Annotated in this window: 12 protein-coding genes, 1 pseudogene and 1 riboswitch; of the genes and pseudogenes, 2 read left to right on the forward strand and 11 right to left on the reverse strand. The window is 61.9% G+C overall.

What is annotated here, in order from left to right:
* Nucleotides 1-78, reverse strand: a riboswitch (SAM riboswitch).
* 73 nt (nt 79-151) lie between these two features.
* Entirely contained in the window at nt 152-373 is a 222-nt protein-coding gene (locus RVAN_RS06435) for a hypothetical protein (RefSeq protein WP_013418946.1), read from the reverse strand.
* 471 nt (nt 374-844) lie between these two features.
* On the opposite strand from RVAN_RS06435, the gene RVAN_RS06440 reads away from it, so the two are divergent.
* Nucleotides 845-2,638 (forward strand): acyl-CoA dehydrogenase C-terminal domain-containing protein, encoded by a 1,794-nt coding sequence (locus RVAN_RS06440; RefSeq protein ID WP_013418947.1) that lies wholly within the window; start codon nt 845-847, stop codon nt 2,636-2,638.
* Between the two features lie 54 nt (nt 2,639-2,692).
* On the opposite strand, the gene RVAN_RS06445 is transcribed toward RVAN_RS06440, so the two are convergent.
* From RVAN_RS06445 to RVAN_RS06475, 7 genes are all read right to left on the reverse strand, one after another.
* Nucleotides 2,693-3,415: a class I SAM-dependent methyltransferase gene (locus RVAN_RS06445; RefSeq protein ID WP_013418948.1), complete on the reverse strand. Its 723-nt coding sequence runs from the start codon at nt 3,413-3,415 to the stop codon at nt 2,693-2,695.
* Nucleotides 3,416-3,667: 252 nt separating this feature from the next.
* Nucleotides 3,668-4,855 (reverse strand): GNAT family N-acetyltransferase, encoded by a 1,188-nt coding sequence (locus RVAN_RS06450; protein WP_013418949.1) that lies wholly within the window; start codon nt 4,853-4,855, stop codon nt 3,668-3,670.
* A 188-nt stretch (nt 4,856-5,043) separates the two neighbouring features.
* On the reverse strand, nt 5,044-6,555 hold the full coding sequence (rpoN, locus tag RVAN_RS06455; protein WP_013418950.1) for an RNA polymerase factor sigma-54: 1,512 nt from the start codon (nt 6,553-6,555) through the stop codon (nt 5,044-5,046).
* 127 nt (nt 6,556-6,682) lie between these two features.
* Nucleotides 6,683-7,486 carry an LPS export ABC transporter ATP-binding protein gene (gene lptB, locus RVAN_RS06460; RefSeq protein ID WP_049779599.1) on the reverse strand — a complete coding sequence of 268 codons (804 nt, stop codon included), beginning with the start codon at nt 7,484-7,486 and terminating at the stop codon, nt 6,683-6,685.
* 74 nt (nt 7,487-7,560) lie between these two features.
* Entirely contained in the window at nt 7,561-8,313 is a 753-nt protein-coding gene (locus RVAN_RS06465; protein WP_013418952.1) for an LptA/OstA family protein, read from the reverse strand.
* A complete protein-coding gene (gene lptC, locus RVAN_RS06470) occupies nt 8,310-9,125 on the reverse strand; it encodes an LPS export ABC transporter periplasmic protein LptC (RefSeq protein ID WP_013418953.1) in 816 nt (271 codons plus the stop codon). The genes RVAN_RS06465 and lptC overlap by 4 nt, the downstream gene beginning before the upstream one ends.
* A 64-nt stretch (nt 9,126-9,189) precedes the next feature.
* Complete coding sequence (locus RVAN_RS06475) at nt 9,190-9,804, reverse strand: ribonuclease D (RefSeq protein WP_013418954.1); 615 nt, start codon at nt 9,802-9,804, stop codon at nt 9,190-9,192.
* Between the two features lie 187 nt (nt 9,805-9,991).
* On the opposite strand from RVAN_RS06475, the gene RVAN_RS06480 reads away from it, so the two are divergent.
* Nucleotides 9,992-11,548, forward strand: a complete 1,557-nt coding sequence (locus tag RVAN_RS06480) for a c-type cytochrome (RefSeq protein ID WP_013418955.1) — start codon at nt 9,992-9,994, stop codon at nt 11,546-11,548.
* A 9-nt stretch (nt 11,549-11,557) separates the two neighbouring features.
* Here the strand turns inward: RVAN_RS06480 and RVAN_RS06485 are convergent, their stop codons facing one another.
* From RVAN_RS06485 to RVAN_RS06495, 3 genes and pseudogenes are all read right to left on the reverse strand, one after another.
* Nucleotides 11,558-11,794 (reverse strand): hypothetical protein, encoded by a 237-nt coding sequence (locus tag RVAN_RS06485; protein ID WP_155942367.1) that lies wholly within the window; start codon nt 11,792-11,794, stop codon nt 11,558-11,560.
* 322 nt (nt 11,795-12,116) lie between these two features.
* Nucleotides 12,117-13,189, reverse strand: a pseudogene (locus RVAN_RS06490) (IS630 family transposase).
* Nucleotides 13,190-13,389: 200 nt separating this feature from the next.
* Nucleotides 13,390-14,274 carry a cytochrome c1 gene (locus RVAN_RS06495; protein WP_013418957.1) on the reverse strand — a complete coding sequence of 295 codons (885 nt, stop codon included), beginning with the start codon at nt 14,272-14,274 and terminating at the stop codon, nt 13,390-13,392.
* Nucleotides 14,275-14,278 lie beyond the last annotated feature (4 nt).

A 14,278-nucleotide genomic window follows, 5' to 3' on the forward strand; every position in this document is an offset into this window, starting at 1 on the left:
CCGGGGCGAGCCACGGCCTTTTAGCGAGTTTTTTAACGTGGCTGCAAGCCGGCCGGCCAAATCACCACGATTCACAAATAAAGGACGCCAGACGGCCTACGTCAAGTGCTGCCGAGTCAGCGCCCGAGCCGTCTGGGGTTGTAGCGTGCTATCAGCCGACCTGCGTTTCGCGGTCTTCTTGCGTTTCGGCGGTCTTGTCTTCCAGTCCGTTGCGATGGTGAAGGACGGTAAGAACCTCCAGGACGACCACGGCGAATTCGTTGAATTCCCAGCCGCGTCGTTCGGAATCAAGCCAGAGATGCTCGATCTTCTTTTCCATCGACGTCGTGAATTTGGGCCGGAGAGGTGGCGCTAAATCGATCTTCTTTTCCATCGGCGGCACGAGCCTATTATTGATATTGGCTATCAGGCTTCTTTCTGTACGCATTACATCCACCCCTTACGCTATGAGCTTGATCGCGCTATTCGCCGGCTCGAATAAGGCAAGCAACTCGTTTTTCCCAATACTCCACGTCTATTCCGTCGAATTTCAACGGCGACACGAAGTGTTTATGAGCATGTGATCGGACGAAAGCCTTCTCATCCGATACCATTTTCAATGGCCCTGCTCCCCGATCTTCCATACCCTCCCGAGCTTTGACTGTTCGTGAGGGTTTCCACACAAGCACCGCCGAACACAAAGGTCTGTGACAAAAGTCAACGCTTCTGCACCTTTAGGCGGGATCGCGTTTTGCTTGCCATTGACGTATACGTAAACTACTTAACGCATGCAGCAGCGCGACGGCCGGCCTTTCGCCGGCGGACCGGCGCTGAAAGCTCGAAAAAGGACCAGGGAGGGAAGACAATGCCCAGCTACAAGGCGCCGCTCGACGATTACCGCTTCATCCTGAATGAGCTGTGGGAAGCGCGCGAATTGTCGGCCATGCCGGGATTCGAAGACGCGACGCCGGACGTCATAGCGAGCGTGCTCGATGAAGCGGCGAAATTCTGCGAGGAGATTCTTCACCCGCTGAACCAGAGCGGCGACGCGGAAGGCTGCGTCTTCGAGAACGGCACCGTGCGCACGCCGAAAGGCTTCAAGCAAGCCTATGACAAATATGTCGAAGGCGGATGGCCATCGATGAACGCGTCGCCCGAGCATGGCGGCCAGGGCTTGCCGCACACGGTCGGCTTTGCGATCGAGGAGTTCATCTGCTCCGCGAACCTCGCTTTCGGCCCGTATCCCGGCCTCACGGCCGGTGCTTATTCGGCCATCGCCTCTCATGCCAGCGACGAATTGAAAGCGCTCTATCTTCCGAAGATGGTGTCGGGCGAATGGTCCGGGACGATGTGTCTCACCGAACCGCATTGCGGCACCGATCTCGGCCTCATGAAGACACGCGCGGTCCCGGCCGAAGACGGCAGCTACACCATCACCGGCACAAAGATCTTCATCACCTCGGGTGAGCACGACCTCACGAACAACATCATCCACCTCGTTCTCGCGAAGCTGCCCGATGCGCCCGCCGGGTCCAAGGGCGTCTCGCTGTTCGTGGTGCCGAAATTCCTGCCGGACGACGATGGCGAGCCGGGCGCGCGCAACGCCGTTTCATGCGGCTCGGTCGAGCACAAGATGGGCATCAAGGCTTCCGCCACCTGCGTCATGAACTTCGACGGCGCGGTGGGCTGGCTCGTAGCGCAGCCCAATCAGGGCATGCGCGCGATGTTCACGATGATGAACGCGGCCCGCCTCGGCGTCGGCATTCAGGGCCTCGGCATCGCCGAAATCGCCCGTCAGAACGCCGTGATCTATACGAAGGAGCGGCTGCAAGGCCGCTCGCTCACCGGCGTCAAGGCGCCCGAGAAGCCCGCCGATCCGCTGATCGTGCACCCGGACGTGCGCAAGAACCTCCTCGAAGCGAAGGCGTTCACCGAAGGCGCGCGCGCGCTCGCGGTGATGATCGGCCTTGGCATCGACCGCGCCGCCCATCATCCCGATGCCGCCGTGCGCCAGCAGTCGAACGACCTCGTCGCGCTGCTGACGCCCGTCATCAAGGCCTATTACACCGACATGGGCGTCGAGACCGCGATCAAGATGCAGCAGATGTTCGGCGGACATGGCTATATCCGCGAGCACGGCATGGAGCAATTCGTCCGCGATGCGCGCATTTCGATGCTTTACGAAGGCGCGAACGCCATTCAGGCGCTCGACCTCGTGGGCCGCAAGCTGCCGCAGAATGGCGGCGCGGCGGTGCGCGCGTTCTTCGCCACGATCCAGACCGAGATCGAGGACACGCTCACCGACCACGACATCGCGGACATCTCAGCCGCGCTCGAAGAAGCCTTTGCGAAGCTGCATCAGGCGACCGCATGGCTCGCGCAGCACGCCTTCGCGAACCCGGACGAAGCGGGCGGCGCCGCGACCGACTATCTCCGCATCTTCGCACTCGTCACCGTCGGCTGGATCTGGCTGAAGACGGCGCGCGTGGCGCAGGCGAAGCTGAAGGAAGGCGGCGAGTGCTCGCCCGAGACCTACGACGGCAAGCTCAAGACCGCGCGCTTCTTCATGGCGAAAGTGCTGCCCGAGGTGGAGGGCCGCTTTCGCATTCTGACCGGTGGATGCAAGCCCATGATGGACATGGCGGAAGATCAGTTCTGACGCTCTTGAGCATGAGGTGGCGGAGGAACGGCCCGAATGCCGTCCCTCCGGCCTTTACGATCTGGCGCGCTGGAAAACGAGAAAATACTGCCGCGGCAGAAAATCATGCGTTTCCGCGAGCGCGTACCCGGCCGCCTTCAGCTCCGCGATCGCTTTCTCCGACGCGATGCGATGCTCGCGCGGCGGACCGTCCGGCGAGTCCGGCTTGAAGTCGACGATGACGAGCCGCCCGTCCGGCTTGAGCTTCGACGCGAGCGCCGCAAAATACGTCTCGCGGTTTCCAATGTGATGGTACGTGTTGACGAGAAGCACCACGTCGACCGGTTCCGGGAGGTTGTCGGACGCCGCGCCCGCCTGAACGGGCACGATGTTCGCGAGCTTTTCAGCCTTCGCCCGTTCGCCGAGGTAGCGCACCATGTCCGGTTCGACGTCGGCCGCGAAAACCTTGCCCTCCGGCACGCGTAGCGCAATCCGCGTGGCGAAGTAGCCGGTCCCCGCGCCGATATCCGCCACGCTCTCGGTGCCCTTGAGCCCAAGCGCGCTCACCACCTCATCAGGCTTCTGCCATGCCGTGCGTTCTGGATTGTCGAACCGCTCGACCCATTTGGCGGCGTTGTCGAATCTCTTGTGGAAGCCGCCATCCGACGCATGCTGCCCGTGCCCTGCGTGCGCCTCGGTCGCGACGCCTCCCGGCGTCGTGTTCGGCTCTGCCTGCGCGACCTGAAGCCCTCCCATAAGCCCGAGAAGGGTCACTGTTCCTGCGATCCTGCTTTTCACGCTGTTCCCTCGTTCCCCGCTAGATCAGTCTGCGTTAAATCGGACTCGATTTGGCGCAGAGAAGCTGATCGACAGCCGAAATCTAGAGCGTCATGGCCCGTCTGATTTACGGCACGACGCGCTAAATCGATGTTCGCCCGATACTGTATCGGCACCGATATAACATTCAAATTTTTGAATGAGAAGACGCTACGCGCGGTATTCGCTAGTGTCGTGCAAGGGACGTGAAAGAGCTGTCGATGGTGGCGCGGGCTACGGCTCCGCCGTCCCGTTGTCGCGCCGGAACGGCAGCGCCGCGGCGAGCGCTTCCTGATCCTGCGCCACTGCCTCGCGTTCCTGCTCAAGAAAGCGCTCGACCGCGCGAGCAAGCCCCGGGCTTGCGAAGTGATGCAGGCTGTAGGTCGTTTCCGGCGCATAGCCGCGCGCGAGCTTGTGCTCGCCTTGCGCGCCCGCCTCCACATGCGCAAGCTTGTGCGCGATGGCGAAATCGATAGCCTGATAATAGCAGGCCTCGAAATGCAGGAACGCCTGATTTTCGAGGCATCCCCAATAGCGGCCGTAAAGCGTGTCGCCGCCGATGAAATTCAGCGCGCCCGCGATCGGCTCACCGTCGCGCATCGCCATGACGAGGAGAATGCGATCGGCCATCGCCTCGCCGATCAGGCTGAAGAAGGCGCGCGTCAGATAGGGGCGGCCCCATTTGCGGTTGCCGGTATCCATGTAGAACGCGAAAAACGCATCCCAGTGCGCCTCCTTGATGTCCGCGCCGGTGAGCCATTCGAACGCGATCCCGCTCCCGCGCGCCTGTTCGCGCTCCTTGCGCACCGCCTTCCGCTTTCGAGAGGCGAGCGACGCCAGAAAGTCGTCGAAGCTCGCATAGTCGCGGTTGTGCCAGTGGTATTGCGTGTCCGTGCGCTGCAAGAGGCCGAGGTCGCCGAGCGCCGCCCATTCGTTCTTTGTCGCGAAGGTGACATGCCAGGAAGACGCGTTGTTCGCTTTAGCAAGCTCGACGGCGGCGGCGCAGAGAAGCGCGCGCGCCTGCGCCGCATCGATGTCCGGCCGCACCAGAAGCCGCCGCCCCGTCACCGGCGTGAAAGGCACCGCCGTCTGTAGCTTCGGATAATAGCGGCCGCCCGCGCGCTCATAGGCTTCCGCGAACGGGTAGTCGAAGACAAATTCGCCGTAGGAATGCGATTTCATATAGCACGGCAAGACCGCCGCCACGCCGCCCGCGCCGTCCCTCAGCGCGAGATGGCAGGGAGCCCAGCCCTTTTTCGCCGTGGCCGAGCCGCTTTCTTCGAGGGCCGACAAAAAGGCATGCGCGATGAAAGGATTGAACGGGAGGTCCGGCGGGTTGGCGCAGGCATCCCACGCCGCCGGAGGAATATCGCGAATGCGCTCGTAAACGCTGACGCTCCACGCGCCGTGTTCAGCGGTCAAATTCAGCTCCGGAGCTGGTGCAGTGATTGATTCAACGCCCGTCGGTGGCGCCGTCATCAAATGCAAAACTTCAGCTTTCACTACACTAGATCATTTGGTTGCCAGTGCGCTTGAGGCGCAGACGTTTGCTAGAGTGCGTGCAGCTGTGGACCACAAAAAATGCCGTGCACGAGGTTCGTCGATGATGCTCATGCAGCGTTCGCGCGCTTCAGCCTCCTGCGCGCGGCGGATGACGGGATGCGCAACGCGTCGCGATACTTTGCCACGGTGCGGCGCGCGATGTCGATGCCGTCTGCCTTGAGCATGGTCACGATCCGGTCATCGGACAGAACCTCCTCGGGCGACTCGTTCAGGATGAACTCCTTGATGCGGTCGCGCACCGCCTCCGAGGAATGCGCCTCGCTCGATGCGCTCGCCGACGGGATGGATGAGGTGAAAAAATACTTCATCTCGAAGATGCCGCGCGGCGTCTGGATCGCCTTGTTGGAGGTGACGCGGCTAACGGTCGACTCATGCATACCGATCTTCGCCGCGATCTGACGCAGGTTCAGCGGCTTCAGATGCCGCACGCCGTGATCGAAGAACGCAGACTGCTCCTCAACCATCGCAGTGGCGACCTTGAGGATGGTGGAAAGCCTTTGTTCGAGGCTCTTCACGAGCCAGTTCGCCGAAGACTGGCGGTCGGCGAGGTAGGTACGCTCGCTATCGGACCGGCATCGGTTCTTGAGGCTTGCATAATAGGCGCGGTCTACGGCGAGCGATGGCGCTGCCGATGGGTTCAACTCCGCGCGCCACTCGCCATCCGGCCCGCGCCGCACGATGACGTCGGGCACCAGCGTCTCGACCTCGCCATGCTCGAAAGCCGCGCCGGGCTTGGGGTTCAGAGCGCGAAGTTCCTGCATCATCTCGCGCAGATCGTCTGCGTCGACACCGCAGACGCGCCGCAGCTTTTGCATGTCGCAGGCAGCGATGAGATCCAGGTTGGCGAGAAGCCGCTCCATATAGGGATCGCAGCGATCCTTTTCGCGGAGCTGGATAGCGAGGCATTCGGCGAGGTCGCGCGCGCATACGCCTACGGGATCGAAGGTTTGCATCACGCCGAGCACGCGCTCGATGTCTTCGAGCGGCGACGACAGAAGCGCGGCGGCGTCTTCAAGCGGCGAGCGGATATAGCCGTCCGCGTCGACGAGGTCGATCAGGTAGCGGGCGATGAAGCGGTCCTGCGCGTCGGGAAACGCGAGTTGCGCCTGCTCGTTCAGATGATCGGTGAGCGATTCCGCCATGGAGAGCGTGGCGAACGGATCGTAATCGTCGCTTGGCGAACCGGCCTTGCCGTTGGTCGAAAGCCATTCGGCCTCGGGAGATGCGGCGGCGGGAGCGCCTTCATAGGCGCGGTCGCCCGGAGTTGCAGGCTCCCAGTCGGTTACGGTTTCCACGGCTGGGCTGGCATCGCGCGCGTCGAAAGCCGGGACATCGGCATCGGCACCCACCGAAGCGCCATCGGCGCGGATAACTTCCGGCAACGGCGCATCACCATCCGCGCGCTCCTCGGCTTCGAGCAGAGGATTATCGCGGATCTCGTTTTCGATATAGGACTGAAGCTCGATGGCTGAGAATTGCAGAAGCTTGATCGCCTGCCGAAGCTGAGGCGTTATGACAATTTTCTGGGTTTGCCGTTGCTCAAGCCTTAGTTGGAGCACATCAACCACCAAATATGCGAAACGATACCCTCTCAGCCGCTAGAGATAGCCCACCTTGAACGGAAAGCGATCACTCCAGCCCTCTGTTAGCATATCCCAAAGCAAAAGCGGTGCCACTTTTACGGAACTAGCGCGAGAACATGTCACCAAGGTAAACGCGCCGCACATCCTCGTTCGCAACCACCTCTGCGGGCGTGCCCTCGGTGAGCACACGACCGTCATAGATGATATATGCACGGTCGATTAAGTCCAGAGTTTCGCGCACATTGTGATCCGTGATGAGAACGCCGATGCCGCGATCGGTGAGGTGCGTCACGAGCTGGCGGATGTCGCCGATCGCGATGGGGTCGATGCCCGCGAATGGCTCGTCGAGGAGAACGTAGGATGGGTTGCTTGCGAGCGCACGCGCGATCTCGCAGCGCCGTCGCTCGCCGCCCGACAGCGCGATGGACGGCGATTTGCGCAGGCGCCCGATCTTGAACTCGTCGAGAAGTTCGTCGAGCCGTCGCTTGCGCTCTTTCCGATCGGGCTCTGAAACTTCGAGCACAGCCATGATGTTGTCTTCGACGGACAGCCCCCGGAAGATCGATGCTTCCTGCGGCAGGTAGGCGATGCCGAGCCGCGCGCGGCGATACATGGAGAGCGCGGTCACGTCGTAGCCGTCGATATGGACGTTGCCTTCGTCCGGCTTGATAAGCCCCGTAATCATGTAGAACACGGTGGTCTTGCCCGCGCCGTTCGGGCCGAGAAGGCCAACGGATTCGCCGCGCTTCAGGTTGACGCTGACGCCCTTCACGACCATGCGCTTCTTGAAGCTCTTCTTGACGCCGTTCACGATGAGTTGCTCGCGAACCTGCGGCGCGGGACGGCGCTCGCGCAGCACCGGAGGCCCCGCGTTCCAGCCGGGCTCCGCCTGATGACGCGGCTCCATCCTCGGATTTGGCTGATCCTTGTCGAGAACGACCATGAAACTCTCACGCCTTCGCTTCAGAAATTGCGGTCACGTTACTGGTTTTGCGGCTGCCAACCGGATCTCGGCTGCGGCTGCGGTTCTGCGGGAGCGGCCTCCCTTTTCTTCTTGCCGCCGAGCGGTGAATCGGCGGGCAGCACGCCCTTCGCCGCACCCTGATCGAAAATCGCCTGAACGCGGCCCTTTTCGGGGATCACCGTGGCGCGGCCGGTTTCGAGATCGATGCTGAGCTGCCTACCCTTCACCACGTTGGCCTTCTGGCTCAAGATCACTTCCTTGCCGGTCATCGTGATCTTCTGGCCCTTGACGTCGTACAGAGCCTCGTCGCCAGTGACCTCCTGCTCATCCTTCTTGTTCGTGACGACGACATGGCCGCCGAGCGCGCGGATGTAGCGGATCTGGCCGCTGGAAATCGGGTCGGCGGCGGCTGCGGCGTCCGTCGCCGTCTTGGGAGACTTTGCGGGCGAGTCGCCACCCGGTGCGCTGACCAACTTCTGCGCCTTGCCGCCCGCGCTGTCGCCGCCCTGGCGTTCATAGGTCACTTCGAGGCGCGGTGCTCTGAGGTTGTAATCGCCCTGGTTCGCCGAAACATTGCCGATGAAGATGGCGACGTGGCGCTTGTCGTCCACTTCGAGACGGTCGGATTCGATGTCGATCGGCTTTTTTGCATTGTCGCCCGAGCCGATGCCGCGAAAACCGGAGCCGGGGGTCTGGGCGTAAGAAGGGATGGACATAACCGCCGCCGACAGCATCAGTGCGAATGCAAGGAGCGCTTTCTCCGCGATCATCGATTGAGCCCTCCGTCGCTTTCCATGACGTTCGCTGCGTCGTCGGGCAGCCCGATTGCGGGAACCGTCGACCACGCGCCGCCATCTGTTTGCGGCTGGCGCGACCCTTTCGACTGGGCCTCACCCGCCGCCGGCTCCTGCCGTTCGATATGAGTGCGGACGTTGCCTTCGAAGATCGCGCGGCTTTCGCCCCAGTACAGCGTCATACCATCCGCATGAATCGTGCTCTCATGAAGGCGGACGACGACGGGCGTATTCGACACCGCCTTCTGCTCTTTCATATAGGCGGTCGCGGTCTGAAACTCCGCCGCGAGGCCCGGCTCGCGCCTGATCGTGACGCCATTGTTGAAACTGATCTGCTCGGCCTTGCTGTTGTGTGTGCCGTCAGGCGCGGCAAGCGTCGTCAGCTTGCCGTCCTGCCCGGTCATGCGGCCGCGCACGTTCAGGAGATACATCTCGTCCGCCTTCACCGAGGCTTGCGTCGCGGAGTCGGCGGTGAAGTCGTAGGATTCGTTTTTCTCGTTCACGCCGCGCACATGCGGCTCGATCATCTTGAGCGCGCCTTTTTCAAGCTCGATCGCGCGAACGGTGGCCGTGCCGCGTCCCTTGTCGACAGAGACACGCAAGAAAGACGGCAGCGCATAAAGACTGAGAATGCCCATCGCCATGAGCGGCAGCACGATTCTCAGCACCCTGACGAGTCGCGAATGGCGGCGCGCGAGCCGGAATTCGCGGTCGCGGTCGATACCACGGTCCGCCGCCCGCGACATCGCGGCATTACGGCCGACAGGCGACGTGGTCACGAGCGCCATTGCTCAGCCTCCGTTCCGCCGAGCGAGACGACGCGCGCCAAGCCGGAAGCCGATGGGAGCGCGCCTAGTGATTGAAAACATCCGCGTCGTCATGCCAGCCTTTCAGGTCGAGTTCGGCGCGGTAAGGCAGAAAGCCGAAGCAGGCCGCCGCCAGCTCGGTGCGTCCCTCGCGGGCGAGCAGCGCGTCGAGCTTCTCTTTCAGCGCATGCAGATGAAGCACATCCGACGCCGCATAGCTGAGTTGCTCGGGCGTGAGCTTCGCCTGCCCCCAGTCCGATGTCTGCTGCTGCTTCGAAAGTTCCACGCCGAGGAGTTCGCGGCAGAGATCCTTGAGGCCGTGGCGCTCGGTGAAGGTGCGCACGAGCTTCGCCGCGATCTTGGTGCAATAGACGGGGCCGGTTTTCACACCGAGGTATTGTTGCATCACGGCGATGTCGAAGCGGCCGAAATGGAAGATCTTGAGAACCGCGGGGTTCACAAGCAGCGCCGTCAGATTAGGCGCGTCGTAGTGCCCTTTCTCAAACTGCACGAGATGCGCGTTCCCGTCGCCCGCCGACAGTTGAACGACGCATAGCCGGTCGCGATGCGGCTTGAGGCCGAGCGTTTCCGTGTCGATAGCGACGGACGCACCGAAGTCGATATCCGGCGGCAGATCGTTCAGATGCACTGTGATTGTCATGGCGTGAGCGTTTCTTCGGGCGTGAGCGGAAAACGGGAGGAGGGAGCCACAAACGCAAAGCCTGCGCAACACATAGTTTTTCGCAAATTTCCCATGGGACGGAAACGGTCTTTCGAGATGCGGCGGGTATAGATGGTCAGATACAACTCCGCCTTTTCACACCTTTTCTGAAAAGAGAGGCCGTTCGATGACTGCTCTTGCCTCGCTCAGGACGGCTTTACCTGCCGCCCTCTTGTTTTTTTCGGCTACCGGCGCAAGCCTTGCCGCACCTGATGAGGGCCTCATCGAACGTGGCAAGTATCTGGCCACGATTGGCGACTGTGCCGCCTGCCACACCAAGCAGGGCGGCGAGCCTTTCGCGGGTGGCCTCCAGATCCAGACGCCGTTCGGCAGCGTGACGACGCCGAACATCACGCCCGACAAGCGCACGGGCATCGGCGAATGGACCGAGGACGAGTTTTATCGCGCCTTGCACGAGGGCATCGGAAAGCACGGCGAGTATCTTTATCCCGTGTTCCCCTTTACTTCGTTCACCAAGGTCAGGCGTGATGACGTCAACGCCATCCGCGCCTATCTGATGTCGCTGAAGCCGGTGCACGCGCCGCATCAGCCCGATCATCTGGCTTTCCCCTTCGATATCCGCGAGTCGCTGTCGGTCTGGCGGGGGCTGTTCTTCGCGCCGGGCGTGTTCGAACCCGATCCGGCGAAGACGGAGCAGGTTAATTGGGGCGCGTATCTTGTCGAGGGGCTCGGCCATTGCGGCCAGTGCCATACGCAGCGCAATCTGATGGGCGCCACCATTCCGGGCGACGCGCTTCAGGGCGCCGCCGTGCAGGGCTGGTTCGCGCCGAACATAACCGCCGACATGACGCGCGGCATCGGCTCATGGAGCGAGGAGCAGCTCGTCTCCTATCTCGCGTCCGGCGTGGCCCCGATGCGCGCGATCGCCGAGGGGCCGATGGCGACCGTCGTTCATGACAGCCTTTCGAAGCTCAAGGTCGAGGATCTCCGCGCAATCGCGGCCTATCTGAAGCAGACGCCACCCCGCGCGGACGTCTCGGGCGGCTCAGTCGTGCCCGTGCCTGCGGGGGCGGCGGGCGTTTATGTCAGCCATTGCGCATCGTGCCACGGGCTTGAGGGTGAGGGCCTCAAGGACAGGATCCCGCCTCTCTCGAAGAATGGGACGGTGAACGCCGAGCAACCTCAGGACATCATCAAGGCAATCCTCGCTGGTCTTCCGGCGACGCAACAATACGGGCCCATGCCCTCTTTCGCCGCGTATCTGAGCGACGGTGACATCGCGGCGGTCGCGAATTACGTCCGGTCGCGCTGGGGCAACAACGCTCCCACCAATGCCGACGGCTTCCTCGTGCGCGAAATCAGGCAATCGACGCCCATCATGTTAGCTGGCGGCGAAGGGAGCACTCAATGCCCGCCGCCCCTGAACGAGAAAGAGCGCGCGGTGGTAGAAAAGGCCAAGGCAGATGCAGGCGAACTCCTCCGCACCACGCAAGGGAGCAATCTCGTGCTGCGCATTCAGGAGATCGTTCCGAAGATCAAGTCCGCAGTCCATCAATCGTCGGAGGCTGACATCGTGAACGGCCTGACAGCCGCCTTCTGCGCTGTCGTCGCGGAACGCGAAACGATGACAGTCGCTCAAAAGCGGAACCTTCTCGATATCTTCGCGCAGGTCACCTATGCGGAAGCAAGCGGAATGCTCGGGCGGCGTCATACACGGCGGTAATTGGCAATCTCAGGTCGAGGCAGAAACGGGCGCTGCCTTGACCCGCGCCATCTCATCGGAGACCCAATTGAGAATGTAAGCCAGCGCCTGCACAGGCGGAACGCCGAGATCGATGGCCTTTTCGAAGCCTTCAATGACGGAGGAGCGAAGAACATCGGCGGCTTCTTCGTCAGCGCAGGGCGAGGGGCAGCATGTGGGAAGCATAGACTCGATCAGCTCAATCTCGGTCTGCGAACCTTGACTCATGAACATAGGTTAATCCCCATTTTTCAACGAATTACAAACTAGAGAAAACACCGTTGGTTGACTACTGCCGGTTTTACACGCCGGTAGGTAAACACTCGCCTACCGATGCAAACAAACCACACCAAGCTTGCCCAGCGCTGGAGTAACGCAACCCCTGAGCGAGGTCGCGCGAGAGAAAATGCATATTATATAATCTCGCCGACCTTGCCTGCAGTCGGAAGATAGCCACGTCGGGCCCCGGCAGCCTCTGCTCCCAGCCCCGACCTCGTGTTTCGCTTCCGCGGAGGGTAATGGGCAAAAAGCCCTTGCCTAGTGCACTGACTCATTCAGAAGGTGCAGATTGAGGCGGTTGAGCTTGTCGAAGATTTCATCGGCGGTTTTGGTCCAGACGAAGGGTTTTGCGTTCCGGTTGTGATCGGCGATGTAGCGCTTGATGGCGTCTTCGAGGTCGGCGACGGATTTGAAGACGCCACGACGGATGCGCCGCCGGGTAATGGCGGAGAAGAAGTTTTCGACCGCGTTCAGCCAGGACGCCGAGGTCGGCGTGAAGTGAAAAACCCACCTCGGATGATCCGCCAGCCAGGCGTCCACCTTGGGATGCTTGTGGGTTCCGTAGTTGTCCAGAATGACGTGGATGATCTTGCCGGCTGGGACCTTGCGCTCCACGGCGTTGAGGAATTTGATGAACTCCTGATGGCGGTGGCGCTTCATGCAGCGGCCGAGCACGGTTCCATCCAGCACGTTGAGTGCGGCGAACAGCGTGGTGGTTCCGTTGCGCTTGTAATCGTGGGTCATGGTCGCGCATTTGCCGGGCTTCAACGGCAGGCCCGGTTGAGTGCGGTCGAGCGCCTGGATCTGGCTCTTCTCGTCGATGGACAGGACCACGGCATGGCAGGGCGGGCTCATGTAGAGGCCCACCACATCCTCGACCTTTTCGGCGAAGGCGGGATCGTTCGACTTCTTGAACGTGCGCAAGCGGTGCGGCTGAAGGCGGTGGGCTCCCCAGATGCGCTGCACCGTGCGCAAGCTGACGCCCGCCGCCTTGGCGACAGCGCGTCCGGTCCAATGCGTGGCGTTTCCGGGGGGCTCGGAACACGGCAGCGCCAGCACTTTCGCGACGCTCTTCGCTGACAAAGGCGGCTTGCCTGGCTTGCGGGTCTGGTCGCGCAACAGCCCGTCCACCCCTTTTTCGGCGTAGCGCCGCTGCCAACGCCATACGGCTGGCCGGCTGACGCCGCTTAAGCGGGCGACGTCGAAAACGGAACGGCGCTCAGCAGAATGAAGCACGATCTTTGCCCGCTGCGCGTGCTTCTGCGGGCTGTTGCGGTCCCCGATGACCGCCGCCAAACGTGAGCGGTCTTCGGACGAGAGAAGGATGCAGACGGTTTGAGCCATGCCTGAAGCATGCCTTGCTTCGTCTGCTTTGTGAATCCTATGTTTGCGTCAGTGCACTAGATGGGGGCGCGAACCGGCATGGCGCTTCGCGTGATCCCCTGAAGGCTTTCCTTCCGGTCTCGTTCAACTAATCCCGGACGAAAAAAAGCGGGGGCCGAAAAGGCCCCCGCATCGAAACATTCGTTGATGTCGCGCTGGCGTCAGTGTTTGACGTTGCGCCAGATCAGCTTCTTCGAAGCATAGAGCAGGCCAGCAAGGATGATGAGATAAATCAGCACCCAAGCGCCGAGCTTCTTGCGGTCGGCAAGTGTCGGTTCCGCTGCCCAGGCGAGGAACGCCGTAACGTCCTTCGACTGCTGGTCGAGTGTGGTCGGCGTGCCGTCGTCATAGTCCACCGCACCGTCGGTGAGAGGCTGCGGCATGCCGATCTGGTGGCCCGGGAACACGCGGTTGTAGCTCAGCCCAGGCAGCAGGTTGAAGGTCGCCGGCGGTTCCATGTAGCCGTTCAAGAGAGCGTGCACATAGTCCGCGCCCTGCTCCTGATATTGCGTAAGGACATCCTTAAGCATAACGAACGGGAACGCATACCACTCCACTTCCCGTTCGACCGTGCGGGCCTTCGTGATGAGCGACAGATCCGGCGGAACCGCGCCGTTCAACGCTGCGGCCGCTTCCTTGTCGTTCTTGAACGGGCCCACGAAAAGGTCGGCCAGCTTCGCCGGGCGCATATTCACTTCGCCCGCGTCATTGAAGCCATCGGCCACCTGCTTCTGCGCGGCGTAGGCCTCGACCTCTTCCTTCGGCAACTCGGGACCGCCCGGTTGCGTCAGGTTGCGGTAAGACAGGTGGGCCAGATTATGACAGGTTTGGCAAACCGTCTGGTACACCTTGAAGCCGCGGCGAAGCTGCTGCTTGTCGAAATAGCCCGACAAGCCGCCGAAAGTCCATTCCAGACGCGGAATCTGGTAGTGCCCTGCCGTCTCGGAGGCCGACGCTGGCGCGCTGAGCGCCGTCGCGGAGAGAACTGAGCCGATTACGAACGCTCCGAGCGAGCGGCGCACGAGGCTCGATGTCATCGTCGTCATTATC

It is taken from the genome of Rhodomicrobium vannielii ATCC 17100 (assembly GCF_000166055.1).
In the GTDB taxonomy this organism is placed as follows: domain Bacteria; phylum Pseudomonadota; class Alphaproteobacteria; order Rhizobiales; family Rhodomicrobiaceae; genus Rhodomicrobium; species Rhodomicrobium vannielii.

Bases quoted from the DNA above. Each gene is read 5' to 3' on its own strand.
- RVAN_RS06440 (WP_013418947.1), top strand. From the start codon at position 845: ATGCCCAGCTACAAGGCGCCGCTCGACGATTACCGCTTCATCCTGAAT.
- lptB (WP_049779599.1), bottom strand. From the start codon at position 7,486: ATGGAGCCGCGTCATCAGGCGGAGCCCGGCTGGAACGCGGGGCCTCCG.
- RVAN_RS06480 (WP_013418955.1), top strand. From the start codon at position 9,992: ATGACTGCTCTTGCCTCGCTCAGGACGGCTTTACCTGCCGCCCTCTTG.
- RVAN_RS06475 (WP_013418954.1), bottom strand. From the start codon at position 9,804: ATGACAATCACAGTGCATCTGAACGATCTGCCGCCGGATATCGACTTC.
- RVAN_RS06435 (WP_013418946.1), bottom strand. From the start codon at position 373: ATGGAAAAGAAGATCGATTTAGCGCCACCTCTCCGGCCCAAATTCACG.
- RVAN_RS06485 (WP_155942367.1), bottom strand. From the start codon at position 11,794: ATGAGTCAAGGTTCGCAGACCGAGATTGAGCTGATCGAGTCTATGCTT.
- RVAN_RS06465 (WP_013418952.1), bottom strand. From the start codon at position 8,313: ATGATCGCGGAGAAAGCGCTCCTTGCATTCGCACTGATGCTGTCGGCG.
- RVAN_RS06495 (WP_013418957.1), bottom strand. From the start codon at position 14,274: ATGACGACGATGACATCGAGCCTCGTGCGCCGCTCGCTCGGAGCGTTC.
- lptC (WP_013418953.1), bottom strand. From the start codon at position 9,125: ATGGCGCTCGTGACCACGTCGCCTGTCGGCCGTAATGCCGCGATGTCG.